We start from the raw sequence: 15,839 nt of genomic DNA on the forward strand, positions 1-15,839 counted from the left end.
CGTTTACAACAGCGTCGACACTTCTTCGAACGCCAGGCGGGGCTGGCGTTCGAACAGTTTGCTTTCGTCGCCAAAACCCAGCGCGCAGATGAAGTTGGCCTGGTAGCGGCCATCGGCAAAGTATTCGGCGTTAACCTTGGCCATGTCGAAGCCGCTCATGGGACCGCAATCCAGACCGACAGCGCGTGCGGCAATCATGAAGTAGGCGGCCTGCAGCGTGGCGTTGCGCGTGGCGGTGCCGGCAGCCATGGCCGGATTGCCTTCGAACATTTCCTTGGCGCCTTCGCGAAACCAGATCCTGGGCATGTGTTCGTAGAACTTGCTGTCGTTCGCGAAGATCACGATCACGGGCGCCTGGCGCACCTTGTCGACGTTGCCCGGGCTGACCAGGGTGGACAGCCGCTCGCGCGCTTCGGGCGACCGCACGAACACCAGGCGCATGGGCTGGGTGTTCATCGACGTCGCTCCCATTTTTGCGATGTCGTAGACTTCCTTCAGTTTGTCGTCGGACACCGGCGTATCGAGCCAGCCGTTGTGGGTGCGGGCCGACATGAACAGCTGGTCGAGAGCATCTTGCGAAATGCGTGGAGCGTTGGCGGGCATGGCGAATTCCTGGTTGGACAGACGATGACGTCGTAGCCGAAAATTATAAGCCGCCCTGACGAATTCGCGGCGTCACCCTGAACAATAAAAGGCAGCAGACCGGGCATGGATCGTTGGCGGGAAATGGAGTTGTTCGTGCAGATTGCGGAGCAAGGCAGCCTGACGCGCGCGGCCGAGGCAGTGGGTCTGTCGAACGCCGCCGCCAGCCGCCACCTGAGCACGCTGGAACAGCGCGTGGCCGCCCGGCTGGTCGAACGCAACACCCGCCGCCTGTACCTGACCGAGGTGGGCGCTGCCTTCTATCAGCGCTGTAAAAGCATTCTGGCCGACATGCAGGATGCGGAGTCCATGGCGAACGCCACGGCCGCAAATCCGACCGGCGATCTGCGCATCACGGCGTCGGTATCGTTTGCGATGCGGCACATAGCGCCGGTCCTGCCGGCGTTCACGCAGCGTTATCCGCAGGTCAATGTGCACCTGATGACATCGAACCGGTATTACGACCTGATCGAGAACGGGATAGACCTGGCGATACGGACGCGCGAAGTGGAGTCGGATTCGACACTGACGATACGCCGGCTGGCCGAAACCCGGCGCGTGCTGGCCGCGTCGCCTCGCTACCTGGATCAGTATGGCGCGCCGCAGACGGTGCAGGACCTGGCCCGCCACCGATTGCTGCTGTACACCTACGCCAATCGGTATGACGAATTGCGCTTTACGCGGCGCGGGAATGCGCTGGCCGCAATCGCATCGAAGGTCAGCGCAGCGGGGACTGCGCCGATCACTCCATCGACCACGCTATCGACCCCCGAGGCGATCACCGAATCCATCACCGTCAAAGGCCTGCTCGAATCTAACGAGGGCCAGGTGCTGGTTGCGGCGGCGCTGGACGGCCTGGGCATCCTCGTACAACCCAAGTACATCATCTACGACGAGATCGTGGCCGGCCGTCTGGTGCCGGTGCTGGACGACTGGGACTTGCCGCGATTAAGCATCAACCTGGCCTACCCCAACCGTCAGTACCTGCCCGCCAAGACGCGATGTTTCATCGACTTCCTGGCCGGGCATTTCGATGCGATGGAATTCGGGCGCAAGTGGTCGACTTAGGGGCTGCCGCCCCCTCGCCTGACACACCGGGTCGCTCGCCGACCAAAAAATGCCCGGGCCGACCGCGCCCGGGCATCATCTGAGCAGGGCAGTTGCCCCGCCCGAATTACACGCGTTCGAGGATGACCGCGATCCCCTGGCCAACGCCGATGCACATCGTGCACAGCGCATACCGGCCACCGCTGCGGTGCAACTGGTTGACCGCGGTGGTCGCCAGGCGCGCGCCGCTGGCGCCGAGCGGATGACCCAGGGCGATCGCGCCGCCATTCGGGTTCACGCGCGCGTCGTCATCGGCCAGGCCCAGCATGCGCAGCACGGCCAGCCCTTGCGAGGCGAACGCTTCGTTCAGTTCGATCACGTCCATCTGGTCCAGCGTCAGGCCGGTCAGCGCCAGCACTTTTTGCGTGGCCGGCGCCGGGCCGATACCCATCACGCGCGGCGGCACGCCGGCCGTGGCCATGCCCACGACACGGGCCTTGGGAGTCAGGTTCTGACGCGCCGCTTCGGCCTCGGAGGCCAGCAGCAAGGCGCACGCGCCGTCGTTCACACCCGACGCATTGCCTGCCGTGACGGTGCCATCGGGACGCACGACGCCCTTGAGCTTGGCCAGCGCTTCCATGCTGGTTTCGCGAGGATGCTCGTCTTTCGACACGACGATCGGATCACCCTTCTTCTGCTTGATGGTCACGGGCGTGATTTCGGCATCGAAGAAGCCGGCGCGCTGCGCGGCCGCAGCCTTGCTCTGGCTGGCAAAGGCCATGCGATCCTGGGCTTCGCGCTCGATCTTGTAGTCGGTGGCGACGTTCTCGCCCGTTTCGGGCATGGCGTCGACGCCGTACATCTCTTTCATCAGCTTGTTGACGAAACGCCAGCCGATGGTGGTGTCGTAGATGGCGGCGCTGCGCGAGAAGGCGGTCTCGGCCTTGCCCATCACGAAGGGCGCGCGGCTCATGCTTTCCACGCCGCCGGCGATCATCAGGCCGGCTTCGCCCGCACGGATGGCGCGGGCGGCGGTGCCCAGCGCGTCCAGGCCCGAGCCGCACAGGCGGTTCACGGTGGATCCGGGCACTTCGATCGGCAGGCCGGCCAGCAGCGCCGACATGCGCGCCACGTTGCGGTTGTCTTCGCCTGCCTGGTTCGCGCAGCCGTAGATCACATCGGTGATGGCGGCCCAGTCCAGGCCAGGATTGCGTTCCATCAGCGCCTTGATCGGGATCGCACCGAGGTCGTCGGCGCGGACCGACGACAGCGCGCCGCCGTAACGACCGAAGGGGGTACGGATGGCATCGCAAATGAAAGCGTGTGAACTCATGATGTGTCCCTGATGTTTTTGACTAGTGGCAATTTTCAACTAGGAAGGCGATCGTCGCGTGCATATCAGCTTAGCCTTTGGGGCGCTTGCCTTCCCACGCGTCCTGCAATAACTGGCGAAGCGCGGCCCGTTCGATGGGCCGGGGGTTCCAATACGGGTTGCCGACGGCGATGTCGGCGGCGCGGTCCAGATCGGCTTCTTGCATGCCGATGTCGCGCAGGGCCACGGGGGCGCCTTGCGACTGCGCCAGGTCGAACAATCCTCCGGCAGCGTCATCGGGTGAACCGATGGCCCGGCCGATCCGCGCCATGACGTCCGGCACGGAGCGGGTGTTGTAGGCCATGGCGTGCGGCAGCACTACCGTGTGCACCTCGGCATGCGGCAGGTTGAAACTGCCGCCCAAGGTGTGGCACAGCTTGTGGTGCAGGGCCATGCCGACGTTGCCCAGCACGGTGCCGCACAGCCACGCGCCATACAGCGCGTCGCTGCGTGCCGACATGTCGGCGGGGTCGGCCTTGAGCGCCGGCAGGGCACGGGCCATGGCGCGCAGCCCTTCTTCGGCCAGAAGCCCCATGATGGGATTGGTATCTTGCGCGTACAGCCCTTCGGCCGCATGCGCCATGGCGTTCAGGCCGCTCGTGATCGACAGGCCGATGGGCAGGCCTGTCGTCAATTCCGGATCGTAAATCACGGTGCGCGGCAGCACGCGCAGGTCTTTGCCGGTCTTTTTCAGACCCGCTTCGGTAATGCCGTAGATCGGCGTCATTTCCGACCCGGCGTAGGTGGTCGGGATCGCCAGGATGGGCAGGCCCGAATCCAGTGCGATCGCCTTGCCCAGGCCCGTGGTGGACCCGCCGCCGATCGCGATGGCGCAGTCGGCGCCCAGCCGCTGCGCTTCGGCGCGCGCTTCCCGCGCCGATTCGATCGGCACGTGCATCACGGCCTTGTCGAAAATGCCTGCCGCGCGATCGCCGATGATCGTGGCGACGCGCTCCGCCTGATCGCGCTGTCCGGGGGTGCACAGGACCAGCGCCCGGCGGGCGCCCAGCAGCTCGATCTCGCGTTCGAGGTGCTGCAGGGACCCCGCGCCGAACACGACGCGGGATGCCATGCCGGTGTAGACGAAGGCGTCCACGATCAGTCCTTCAGAAGCGGCACATTGCAGAGCCGCTGCAGTTCGTCGAACGACAGGCCGTCCACCCGATCGATTACCCGCACGCCGTCCGAGGTGATGTCGAACACCGCCAGATCGGAATACACGCGGCTGACGCAGGCCACGCCGGTCAGCGGATAGGTGCAGGCCGCGACCAGTTTGCTTTCGCCGGTCTTGGTCAGCAGGTCCATCATGACGAACACGTCCTTGGCGCCAATGGCCAGGTCCATGGCGCCACCGACGGCGGGAATCGCGTCGGGTGCGCCGGTGTGCCAGTTGGCCAGGTCGCCCTTGACCGACACCTGGAAGGCGCCCAGGACGCAGATGTCCAGGTGGCCGCCGCGCATCATCCCGAACGAATCGGCGTGATGGAAGAAGGCCGCGCCGGGCAGCGTGGTGACGGGCTGCTTGCCGGCGTTGATCAGGTCCCAGTCCTCTTCGCCCTTGGCCGGCGCGGGGCCCATGCCCAGCAGGCCGTTTTCGGTGTGCAGCAGCACTTCGCGGTCGGCAGGCAGGTGGTTGGCCACCAGGGTCGGCAGGCCGATGCCCAGGTTCACGTAGGCGCCTTCCGGGATGTCGCGGGCAACCCGCGCGGCCATCTGGTCTCGATTCATCTTGTTCATGGCGGCTACCTTATGCGGCGACGGGTTGAGGGGCTTGCGCGGCGACCTGCACCACACGTTTGACGAAGATGCCGGGCGTGACCACGGCTTCGGGATCCAGCTCGCCCAGTTCAACGACTTCGCGCACCTGCGCGATGGCCAGCTTGGACGCCGTCGCCATGATCGGGCCGAAATTGCGGGCCGTCTTGTTGTAGGTCAGGTTGCCCCAGCGATCGCCGCGATCCGCCGAGATGAGGGCGACATCGCCGAAGATCGGGCTTTCCAGCACGTATTCACGGCCGTTGATGACGCGTGTTTCCTTGCCTTCGGCCAGCAGCGTGCCGGCGCCGGTGGGCGTGAAGAAGCCGCCAATGCCGGCGCCCGCCGCGCGGATGCGCTCGGCCAGGTTGCCCTGGGGCACCAGTTCCAGTTCCAGCTTGCCGGCGCGGTACAGCTCGTCGAACACCCACGAGTCGGACTGGCGCGGGAAGGAGCAGATGACCTTGCGGACGCGTTCGGTCTTGAGCAGCGCGGCCAGGCCGGTATAGCCGTTGCCGGCGTTGTTGTTCACGACGACGAGGTCTTTGGCGCCCTGCTCGATCAGCCCGTCGATCAGGGCATTGGGCAGGCCAGCCGTGCCGAAGCCGCCGATCAGGATGGTGGAGCCGTCTTTGACGTCTGCCAAGGCTTCGGCGACCGAAGCAACGATTTTGTTGATCATGAATGTCTCCGCGCGGAGCCGGAACCGGAAAAACGGTCTGGCGTACGCGCCTGGTTTGCGTCAGAAGTCGATGCGGACCGAACAGGAAAGTTCGCACGCGGACCTTGGTTAGCCCGCGAAAAGGTCTTACGCGGACCTTGATCGATTCGCACAAGGTCTCATGCCAGCCGACAGGGTCTGCGAAAAGTTCTATACACGAACTTTTGTTCGGATAATAAACATTATCCTGCTTATCTGGCAGCGCCACAAGTCAGCGCTTGCCCGAACCCATTCGGCTACTTGCGGGTAGCCGCGCTTCCCGCCAGGCCGCGCACCGTAAACGACACGCTATCGTAGCGCCCCGCTTCGTCCATCGCGGTCACGGCGTGCTTGCCGTTTTCCCTGAGTTTGAGCGTTACGGCTGCAGCGCCGGGCGCCTGCTGCTGTGGCTGCCCATCCAGCAGCCACCACACGGCGCCGCTGCCCCCAGCGCCCGCACCCCCACGGTAATCTCGCGGCCGCCCGGCACAGGCAGCAACTGCGCGCCGGTGTCCACGCCTTCGATCCGCAGCCCGGCGCGGGCATCGGCGGCACGGCAGGCCGGGTCCCAGGGTGGCGGAGCGTAGGCAGCCAGCAGGCCGGATTCCAGCCAGGGCTGCAGATAGGTCGGCCACCGCGCTACTTGCACGGGCTCGCCGGGCACGCTGCAAGTCGGGCGGGTGCGGTGACCGGTCACGGGCGACACCCACAGCGTTTCGATCGGTCCGGCCGGCGCCACGCGGTCCGGCAGCGTCGGGGGCACCGCCCCGTCCAGCGCCCAGGCCTGACGGCGGAGCTGACATAAGGCGGGCGGCGTGACCGTCGCGGCCAATCCCAGCGGCCAGCAGATGGACACTTGGGTGACCTCGGGCGGCGGCCTTCGCGGCGCGGGCGGCGGCGCGGGCAAGGCTGCCACGATGTCCTGCAGCAGCGGCGCGGCCACGTTTGCGCCAAAAACCCCGGGTTGGGCGTGCCATCGGGCCGGCCGACCCACACGCCGATCGTGAAGCCGTCGGTCACGCCCACCGCCCAGGCGTCGCGAAAACCGAAGCTGGTGCCGGTCTTCCAGGCAAGTCCGCGAGGCCCGTCATAGAACGGACGTTCAGGATGACCGCCGTTCTCCAGGATTTCGCGCACGATGAAGGCCGCGCCCGGACTCATGATGCGCGCCTCGACACGCGGCGCATCGGGTTCCAGGCGGGGCTGCCCGGCCATGCCGCCACGCGCCAGCGCCCGGTAGGCGGCAACCAGTTCTTCCAGGGTCGTGCCCCCGCCGCCCAGGATCAGGCTCAGATTGGGCGGGATGCCTGCGCCCATGCGCAGCCGCAGTCCGGCGGCACGCAGATTGGACGCGAACCGTGCCGGGCCGACGCGATCCAGCAGATCGACGGCGGGCACGTTCAGGGATCGCTGCAGGGCATCCGACACACTGACGGGGCCTGAAAACGCCGCCTGGAAATTGCCGGGCCGGTAGCCGCCAAAGGACTGCGGCGCATCCACCAGCAGGCTTTCGGAATGGATCAAGCCGTCGTCCAGCGCCATGGCATACAGAAAGGGCTTGAGGGTGGACCCCGGCGAACGCACGCCGCGCACCATGTCGACGTGGGCAGCGCGGCGGCGGTCCGAAAAGTCGGCGGATCCGGCGTACACCTTGGTGGCCAGGGTGTCGTTCTCCATGACCAGCACGGCCATGGACACCTTGGGTGGCAAGGCATCGACCCGGTCCAGCAGCATGGTTTCGACGGCGGACTGCAGTTCGATGTCCAGGGTGGACCGCACAACGGTGCGGGCGATGACGGCGGCCGGGGCGGTGAGCGCGGCCGGAGCGGTCGGCGCGGTGGCCGCGGTCGGGGCGATGCGGGCGGCCGGTGCCACGACCCGCGTGCTTTGGCGCAGGCGTTCCGCGGCCAGTGGCGCAAGCCACCGCGCGCGCAGCGGCTGCACGATCACCTGTTCGATACGCGCGTCGGCCACGGTGGCAGCGTCCCAGGTGCCCAAGTCCCGCAGGCGGTCCAGCACCTTGTCGCGCGCGGCCTGCGCGGCGGCAGGGGCGCGGTCGGGCCGAAGGCGGGATGGCGCCTGGGGCAGCGCGGTCAGCAGCGCGGCTTCGGCATGACTCAGTCGGGAAGACGGTTTGCCGAGGTAGGCGCGGCTGGCCATCTCCACCCCTTCAACGATGCCGCCCATGGGCGCATGGTTCAGGTACAAGGCCAGGATCTGCGCCTTGGACAGATGCCATTCCAGCTGCAGTGCGCGCAGCACCTGCCGCAGCTTGCCACGCAGGCTTCGGTCACCATAATGCAGACGCGGATCGACCATCCGAGCCACCTGCATCGTCAAGGTCGACCCGCCCGACACCACCCGCCCGCTGCGCGCCCACTGCCATGCCGCACGGGCCATGGCGACCGGATTCACGCCCGGGTGCCAGTAGAACCAGCGGTCTTCAAACGTGAGCAAGGCGTCGTAATACAGCGGCGAGACCTGGTCCGCCGCCACCGGATAGCGCCACACCCCGTCCGCGCTCGGGTACGTACGCAGCGGCGTGCTGTCTTCCGCCGTGACGACCAACCCGCCGTCGGGCCGCGCCAGCGCCGCGCGGGGCAGCGGAAAGGCCAGGTCCAGGCCCAGCAGTCCGATCAGCGATACCAGCCCGGTGGCCAGCAGAACGCGGGCCGGGCGCCTCAAAGCAACGCGCCGCCTGGCCCGAGACGACCCCTTGCCGGAGGCGCTGCCCTGTGCGCTGCGCTCACCGGCGGCCTCGCTCCTGGCAGCCTCCTCCCCGGCAGCGCCCGCCTCCGGCGCCGCGTCCGCCGCGGCCGGACCCCGTGCGTTCCGACGGCGCATCCCCTTAGCCTTAGCGCGCGCCACCCGCCGCGGCGCGCGGGTCCTGGATGACCAGGCCGGCGCTTTGCGTGCCCACGCCGCGCACGTCAGGCCGGTACATGTCTTCGACCACGGGCGCCGGCACCACGAAGCGGCCCGGCGTCACCACACGCACCTTGTAGAACACGGTCACGGTGCCCTGGATACGCACGGCAGCCACATAGCGGTCGTCGCGGAATTCCCGATGCTTGATGGCCGGATCGTTCAGGGCTTCGGCCACGTCCTTGCCGCCGACCGACCAATTCTCCAGCCCGGCGCCCTGCGTCAGGTTCAGGTTTTCGACTTCGAAGCCGGCCGGCACCCGATCGACGATCAGGCCGTCTTCGATACGGCGATCCGCCGTGGCATCCAGCTTGACGATCAGCGTGTCGCCGGTCTTCAGGCTGCGACCCGTCCACGCCTTGCCATCGGCCTCGTACCAGGTGCGCGCGATACGCACGCCATTGGACTTGGGCTCGGCAGGCGCAACCGGGTAGCCCTGGATGTCGGCTTCGACAAACAGCACGTCGGTGCCCTGGTTGATCACCTCGACACCTTGCTGCAACTGACTGCCCGCCACGGTGCGCGATTCGCTGGTGCGCGACGTCAGGGTTTCGTCCCGCGCGCCATTGCGCAGCACCGCGGTCCACGGCGCGTCGTTCTGGCCACCGGCCGCGCGAGCCGCCAGGAACAAGGCCAGCTGTTCCTGCGTGGACAGGTAGGGACGTCCCGCCAGACGGCCGGCAAGGTCGTTCAACATCACTTCGCGGCGCGGGTGGGTCAGGTTGTTCTGCGCCATTAGCGCATAGCTCATGGCCATGTCTCGCACGGGCGAACCGTAGTCGCCCAGCCATTCGCCATAACCGCCGCCCCGCCCGGCATCGATACCGTAAGGCCGCGCCATGGCGTCATCCAGGGCCACCTTGGACCGGGCTTCGTCGCCCATCAGCTTCAGCGCCACGGCCAGGTGAACCAGGGGAAGCGGCGACCGCGCGCGGTTGCGGAAGCTGTCGTGCAGCACCCGCAGGGTCGAGAGCGGCGCCTTCTGGTCGCGGGCCAGCACATACGCCGCGTTGGCCAGTTCCGCGAAACGGCGATGCCCGTTGCGCAGCGAGTCGTAGTCCGTATCCCGCAAACGCGTGCCTGCCGCCAGATCCTTTTGCAGATTGGCAGGCAAGGCAGGAATGTTGGCCACCCCTTGTTGCAGTTGCGCCAGCAACCATTCCTGGCCGCGCCGCGCCAGGGTGTCGGGCACGTTGAAGCCGTTGGTGCGCGCATCTTGCAGGAAGCCGGTCACATAGGCGCTCAGCCAGATTTCCTGCGCGCCATCGCCCCACAAGGTGAACCCGCCCGATGCCTTTTGCTGCCCGGCAATCCGGCTGATCGCGCCTTCCAGCATGCGTTCCCGTTCGGCGCGGGTGCGCGGCGTCAGGCCATAGGCCTTGGCCTGCACTTCGTCAATGAACACGTGCGGGTAGGCGGCGCTGGCGGTCTGCTCGAGGCACCCATACGGGTAGTCGAGCAGGCCCTGCACCAGCCGGCCAATGTTGAACGGCGGCCGGTTCGATACCGACATGCCCACGGTGACGGACTCGTTGTAGAAACGCGATGTCCAGGTCGGCTCAAGACGGAAACTGCCGCCCGGTTCGACACGGGCGCGTTTGACTTCCCGTTCGGCCGGCACCGCAGGCTGCACCTGCAGCAGCGATTCACGCACGATGTGCAGCGGCTCGGCCGACCCCGCGGCCGGCGCCCCATCCACGACCAGGCGCAGGCGTCCAAGGCCGTAGGCTCCCGTGGCTTCGGCGCCAAAACGCAGCGTGGTGCGTTGCTTGTCGGCCAGGCTGACCGTGCGCGACCCGTCGCGAATGCGCACCGGGTCCAGCCCTTCGAACCGGATCGACAGGTTCTGGGGCACGCCGCTCAGATTGGTCACATCCAGCGCCAGGCTCACCTCGTCGCCCGGGCTGATGAAGCGTGGGGTGGACAGCTCGGCCACCACCGGCGCGGCGACCACCATCTCGGCCTGCGCGCTGCCGTAACGATCTTGCGTAAATGCCGTGGCCATGATGCGCAGGGTGCCGTTGAAGTCCGGCAGGTCGAGCGGCACGGTGGCTTCTCCATTGGCGTCCAGCTTGACCGGGCCGCTGAACAGATCGACCAGCCGCACCTTGGTCGGCAGGCTGCGCGTATCGCGCGAGGCCGCGTCGCCGCCCCACTTCAGCTTGCCCTGCGTGCCGTCCATCTTCTCGATCAGCTTGCCGTACAGATCCAGCAATTCCGGCGCGTAGCGGTGCTTGCCAAAGAAGAAATCGAAAGGATCCGGTGACGCATACCGCGTGATGTTGAGGATGCCCAGGTCGACCGCGGACACCGTGACATGGGCCGACTGATCGGCCGCTTCGGACGAACGTTTGTCCAGGTTGCCCACCTTGACCTTCACGGTGGTGCGTTTTTCGGGCAGCACCTTGGCCGGGGCCGTCAGCGCGACCGACAGCTTGCGATCGTCCCGTGCCAGCGGCAGGTGGATCAGGCCCAGCGCCCGTGCCGGCGTCACGCGATCGCCTTCGCTGCCGGGCCGGAATACGGCCACCGACACATACAGGTCGTGCCGCTTCCAGTCCTTGCCGACCGGAATGCTGACGGTGCTGCCCGACGCCTTGACCGACGTGCGCTGCGACCACAATACCTTGTCGCCTTCGACGGCGATCAGGGCCTCGCCATCATGCGGCGGCGTGATCGTCAGGGTCACGTCGTCGCCTTCGCGCACCGGCGCCTTGTCCAGCTTCAGCTGCACGCGATCAGGACGATTGCCCATGTCTTCGGCGTCTTGCGCGCCCCAGCCGGCATAGAAGCGATACCGCATCGTCTCGCCGGTGTCGGGGTCGCTGATCTCCAGGCGGTAGCGGCCGTATTTGACCGGCAGGCCCAGCTTGACGCGTTCGCGCAGCGCGATCGTGCGGGAATCGATCAGGTCTTCGTTTTCGGTAAAGCCACTGTTCCAGCCACGCTGGTCATCGAAGCGCCAGTAGTACTGGCGTTCCTCGCGATACAGGCGCAGCTGCGCGCTTTCCAGCGGCACGAACTTGCCGGTGGCATCGACGCGAACGGCCTCGAATTCGGCCAGGGCGCCTTCGCGCGCCACATCGCGGTCAAACATCGGCCGCACGGCAATCAGCGCCTTGGCAGGCCACACCGCGCGATCGATCGACCGCACCACGGGCCGCCCGCCCGATTCCAGCAGGCTCACACTCGTCTTCACCTTCATGGGCGAATGCGTGCCGTCCACGTCCAGGGGCACGGTCAAGGTCACGGCGCCGCGTTCGTCCAGCTCGGTTTCTTCCAGATCCTTGCGCTGCTTGCGGGTGTCGTCGGCAAAGTCGCCAAAGATGAAGCCAGGCAACTGGGTGGGCAAGGCAAGGCGGTCACGCTGCACCGACACGACGCCCAGCACGCGATTGCCAGCGGCCGGCGACCCGTACAGGTAGTCGCCCCGCACCTGCACCTTCAATTCGTCGCCCGGCGACAGGATCTGCTGACGCGACTGCAGGTCCAGTTTCATGCGTTCCGGCAGGAATTCTTCGACCTGGAATTTCCAGGATGCATCGGCACTGCGGGCAGCCGGGTCCAGCCGCACTTCCAGCAGCCAGCTGCCGGTCTGCGCGTCGGCGGGCAGCACGATGGGCTGCTGCGCATACCCCGGCAGATTCGCCTGCGGACGCCACACGGCCGTCTGCATCACGCGGCCATCGGGACGCTTCAGGGTGGCGGTCAGCGGCATGGCGGCGACCGGCGCGCCATCGGGATTGCGCGCAAGCACCGACACGTCGAAGCGTTCGCCAGGCCGGTACAGATCACGGCCGGCATACACGAACAGCTTGTTATTGCGCGACGGGTAGCCACCCACATCGAATTCCGACAGGTCCAGCGCCGGTTCCTGCAATGCCACGACCGACATCTCGTTGCCACGCCGGCCAAGCAGCACACGCGCGGCATCGACGTCGCCCGTGAACACGGCATGCCCCTGGCCATCGGCCTTGGCCTTGCCCAGCGACTTGGCCTTGTCATCGAGCAGCTCGAATTCCACATCGCCGACCGCCTTGCCGCTTTTCAGCGAGGTGGCGAAGGCGTCCAGCTGGTTGGGATAACGGCGTGCATGCAGACCGACATCGGTCACATAGAAGTACGTGACCTGGTATTCGTCGCGAAACCGCCCGGGCTGCGTCATGACCGCCACATAGATGCCGGGCTCTTTCAGTTCCTTGATGGTTTCGACCGGCAGGAACGTGACATGCCGCCGGTTGGGCGTGGCGTCGGCCAGGAAGCGGCCCTGGTACACGCTGCGCGACATGGACTGGAGGCGATCGAGATCCCACAGGCTGACCGTGCCTTTCAAACCGGTGTTGCCGCCGTAGTCATTCTCGTAATCGGAGCCGGGATCGGCGTCAGCGTCGGCATCGGCGTCGGCGGCCTTGGCCGGTCCCCGCACGCCCAGCGCGTTTTCATAGAAGGTCGGCAGATTGGCCGCATCGACCCGCAGGAACTGCACGTCCACTTCGGGCGTATTGACGGTCACGACCGGCAGGCCGCCGTTCTGGCCGGCGGGCAGCACCACGCCCTTGCTGGCGAAATAGAAGGACGGGGGCATGGCCTCGCTGGCGACTTCGCAGGTGCTCAGGCTGTCCAGGGTCTGGCCCGAGGCATTCTTCAGGCCGCTGCTGATGCCGATCTTGTATTTGCGTTGCGGCTGGATCGCCGGGAAATACACGACACGGGGGTTATCGCCCACCACCCAGCTGCCCTTGGCGACATTGCCGGCGGCGACTTCGTCGGCGGCAACCGGCTTGCCGGACACGGCGGAAGCATCGGCATTGGCCGCATTGAACGCGCCCAGGTCGGACACCTGCAGGAAGTTGTCAAAGCGCTGGCGGCGGTCGACCGGCTGCGAAAAGGTCACGGCCAGCGCGGGCGACTCGTCGAACAGGCGTGCCTTGCAATCCAGGGCAACGAAGGTATCGCTGCCGGACGCGCCATCGACCACGGTAACGGCCGCGCCATCGTCGCCCGATCGCGACCCATTCCACCACCACGCGGCCCCCGCCGCGGCCACGACCACTCCGCATACGACGGCCACGGCCGCCGTCCTGCCTGCTTTCCAGCCCATACGTCTCCCCGGTCGGCACGGACGTGCCTGATTTCCCCAGGCGTATTAGGGCGCAAAGCCGGCCGTTTGAAAAGTCCGGCAAGCAATAACTTACAGTTATGGGCCTGGCGCGCGCGTTGCGTCGGCAAGGGCTTCCTTGCGAAAACGCAGCGCCACCGCATGGTAGAAGGGCCGGGGGCAGAACTGGCGCGAGACCAGTGACGCGAGCAGCGTGGCGACCAGCAGATGGAACATCAGGTCCTGGCTGCGCGTCATTTCCATCACGATCACGCTGGCGGTGATGGGCGCCTGCGTGGCGGCCGCCAGGAAGGCCGCCATCGAGAGCAACGCCAGGGTGCGGGGATCCGCCACCGGCCCGGCCAGTTGCACCAGGTGCTCGCCGACGCCCGCGCCGATCGCCAGCGCCGGCGTGAAAATGCCACCCGGGATTCCGGCAAAGTACGAGGCCACCGTGGCCACCCACTTGGCGATGCCAAAGCCCGACGATTCGATGGGATGGCCGTTCAGCAACGCTGCCGACGCCTCATAACCCGTGCCATAGGTTTCGCCGTGCGTCAGCAGGCCCAGCACGGCCACCACGATGCCGCACACGAACGCCAGGCGCACCGGATGGCCGACGACCCAGGCGCGCCACGCCACCGGGACCACGCCTGCCGCGCCCCGGATCAGGGTCGCCGCGAAGATGCCCCCCAGCACGCCATTCACCACCGCGCAGGCCAGTGTCCAGCCCCAGGCCGCGCCTGCCCACTGCATGGGGTCGCTGATATGGAAATAGGGGTTGTTGCCGGCAATGGCCAGCGCAATGAAGCCGGCGCACAGCACGCCTGACAGCGCCAGCCGGTCCCACCGCACCCCTGCGCCACGGCCCAGTTCCTCGATCGCGAACACGACGCCCGCCAGCGGCGTATTGAACGCCGCGGCCAGTCCGCCGGCCGCGCCCGCCGCCACCAGTTCGTGCGCGCGAAAGCGCAGTCGCACGCCAATGCGGGACTGCCAATAGCGCCCCCAGGCCAGCATGGCCGCCGCGCCCACCTGTACCGACGGCCCTTCACGGCCCACCGACGCCCCGGCCAGCAGCGCGGCGGCGGTCAGGGGAATCTTCCACAAGGCCTGGCGCAGCGAGACCAGGCCGCCCTGCCCCATTTCCACCGGCAAGGTGGTGGACGCGATCACCTGCGGAATGCCGCTGCCGCGCGCATAGGGCGCAAGCCGCAAGGTCAGCCAGCGAATCGCCGCCAGCGCGCAAGGCAGGATGATCAACGCCGCCCATGGCGCAGCGGAGGTCCACCGCGCATTCCAGGCCAGCGCGATTTCGGCCATCCACGCAAAGGCAAGCGACAGCAGCGCCACCAGCGCGGCGCCGCACAGCACCAGCGCGTACCGGAAGGTTTTGTGGGAGGCGCGCCGCATCTGCCGATGCTTGCGGCGAAGGGTGCCGCGCGCGCGGATGCGCAGTGGATCGAATCGGCGTGGGGTCACGGCAAGGTCCTGCCTGCTACGAAAACATACGATGCGGGTACAAAAAAACGCGGTGCAGGGACGCTGCCAGGGGCAAGGTCCGTGCACCGCGCGTCGCGTGATGCGCCGGACGGAAAGCATTCCGGTCCGGCCCAGGTCATGCGGCTATCCTGGATCAGCCCAGGTTCTTGGCAGCGAAGTCCCAGTTCACCAGCGCCCAGAAGTTTTCCAGGTACTTGGGACGGGCATTGCGGTAGTCGATGTAGTAGGCGTGTTCCCACACATCACAGGTCAGCAGCGGCACGTCGGACGTGGTCAGCGGCGTTGCGGCGTTGCTGGTGTTGACGATGTCGAGCGAACCGTCGGCCTTCTTCACCAGCCAGGTCCAGCCCGAACCGAAGTTGCCGGCGGCGGACTTGTTGAACGCTTCCTTGAAGGCGGCCAGGTCGCCCCACTTCGCCTTGATGGCGTCGGCCAGCGCGCCCGATGCGTCACCGCCGCCGTTGGGCGACAGGCTGTTCCAGTAGAAGGTGTGGTTCCAGACCTGGGCGGCGTTGTTGAACACGCCACCCGACGACTTCTTGATGATCTCTTCGAGCGACGCGTTTTCGAACTCGGTGCCCTTGATCAGGTTGTTCAGGTTGGTGACGTAGGTCTGGTGGTGCTTGCCGTAGTGGAACTCCAGGGTTTCCTTGGAGATGTGCGGCGCCAGAGCATCCATGGGATATGGCAACGGCGGAAGGGTATGTTCCATCTGAGAGCTCCTGTGTGGTGTTTGGGGTACTGCAAAAAAAGGCAATGCGTTTCGACCAAGCGCCGCATTTTATCGGCAACTGTCG

General features: G+C 66.8%; 10 protein-coding genes and 1 pseudogene. 1 reads left to right on the forward strand and 10 read right to left on the reverse strand.

What is annotated here, in order from left to right; genetic code table 11:
• Positions 1–3 precede the first annotated feature (3 nt).
• Positions 4–603: a malonic semialdehyde reductase gene (locus tag ACNANG_RS04310; RefSeq protein WP_420226138.1), complete on the reverse strand. Its 600-nt coding sequence runs from the start codon at positions 601–603 to the stop codon at positions 4–6.
• A 105-nt stretch (positions 604–708) separates the two neighbouring features.
• Here ACNANG_RS04310 and ACNANG_RS04315 point away from each other — a divergent pair, with 105 nt between their 5' ends.
• Positions 709–1,710 (forward strand): LysR family transcriptional regulator, encoded by a 1,002-nt coding sequence (locus tag ACNANG_RS04315; RefSeq protein WP_420226139.1) that lies wholly within the window; start codon positions 709–711, stop codon positions 1,708–1,710.
• Positions 1,711–1,816: 106 nt separating this feature from the next.
• Here the strand turns inward: ACNANG_RS04315 and pcaF are convergent, their stop codons facing one another.
• The 9 genes and pseudogenes from pcaF to sodB form a co-directional block, all read right to left on the reverse strand.
• Positions 1,817–3,022, reverse strand: a complete 1,206-nt coding sequence (gene pcaF, locus ACNANG_RS04320; protein WP_420226140.1) for a 3-oxoadipyl-CoA thiolase — start codon at positions 3,020–3,022, stop codon at positions 1,817–1,819.
• A 70-nt stretch (positions 3,023–3,092) separates the two neighbouring features.
• Positions 3,093–4,157, reverse strand: coding sequence for a maleylacetate reductase (locus tag ACNANG_RS04325; protein WP_420226141.1), 1,065 nt, complete (start codon positions 4,155–4,157; stop codon positions 3,093–3,095).
• Between the two features lie 2 nt (positions 4,158–4,159).
• A complete protein-coding gene (locus ACNANG_RS04330; RefSeq protein WP_420226142.1) occupies positions 4,160–4,798 on the reverse strand; it encodes a 3-oxoacid CoA-transferase subunit B in 639 nt (212 codons plus the stop codon).
• A 10-nt stretch (positions 4,799–4,808) separates the two neighbouring features.
• Positions 4,809–5,498 carry a 3-oxoacid CoA-transferase subunit A gene (locus ACNANG_RS04335; protein ID WP_179590247.1) on the reverse strand — a complete coding sequence of 230 codons (690 nt, stop codon included), beginning with the start codon at positions 5,496–5,498 and terminating at the stop codon, positions 4,809–4,811.
• A gap of 275 nt (positions 5,499–5,773) precedes the next feature.
• Entirely contained in the window at positions 5,774–6,319 is a 546-nt protein-coding gene (locus ACNANG_RS04340; protein ID WP_420227448.1) for a hypothetical protein, read from the reverse strand.
• Positions 6,268–8,201: pseudogene (gene pbpC, locus ACNANG_RS04345) on the reverse strand (penicillin-binding protein 1C); the annotation flags it as partial. The gene ACNANG_RS04340 and the pseudogene pbpC, both read right to left, overlap by 52 nt.
• Positions 8,202–8,370: 169 nt before the next feature.
• The gene (locus tag ACNANG_RS04350; RefSeq protein ID WP_420226143.1) at positions 8,371–13,512 is read right to left on the reverse strand and encodes an MG2 domain-containing protein; all 5,142 of its coding nucleotides are present in this window, start codon (positions 13,510–13,512) and stop codon (positions 8,371–8,373) included.
• 126 nt (positions 13,513–13,638) lie between these two features.
• Complete coding sequence (locus ACNANG_RS04355) at positions 13,639–14,952, reverse strand: chloride channel protein (RefSeq protein WP_420227449.1); 1,314 nt, start codon at positions 14,950–14,952, stop codon at positions 13,639–13,641.
• A gap of 223 nt (positions 14,953–15,175) precedes the next feature.
• Positions 15,176–15,754: a superoxide dismutase [Fe] gene (gene sodB, locus ACNANG_RS04360; RefSeq protein ID WP_420226144.1), complete on the reverse strand. Its 579-nt coding sequence runs from the start codon at positions 15,752–15,754 to the stop codon at positions 15,176–15,178.
• Between the last annotated feature and the right edge of the window lie 85 nt (positions 15,755–15,839).

It is taken from the genome of Pigmentiphaga litoralis (assembly GCF_048632615.1).
In the GTDB taxonomy this organism is placed as follows: Bacteria; Pseudomonadota; Gammaproteobacteria; order Burkholderiales; family Burkholderiaceae_B; genus Pigmentiphaga; species Pigmentiphaga litoralis_B.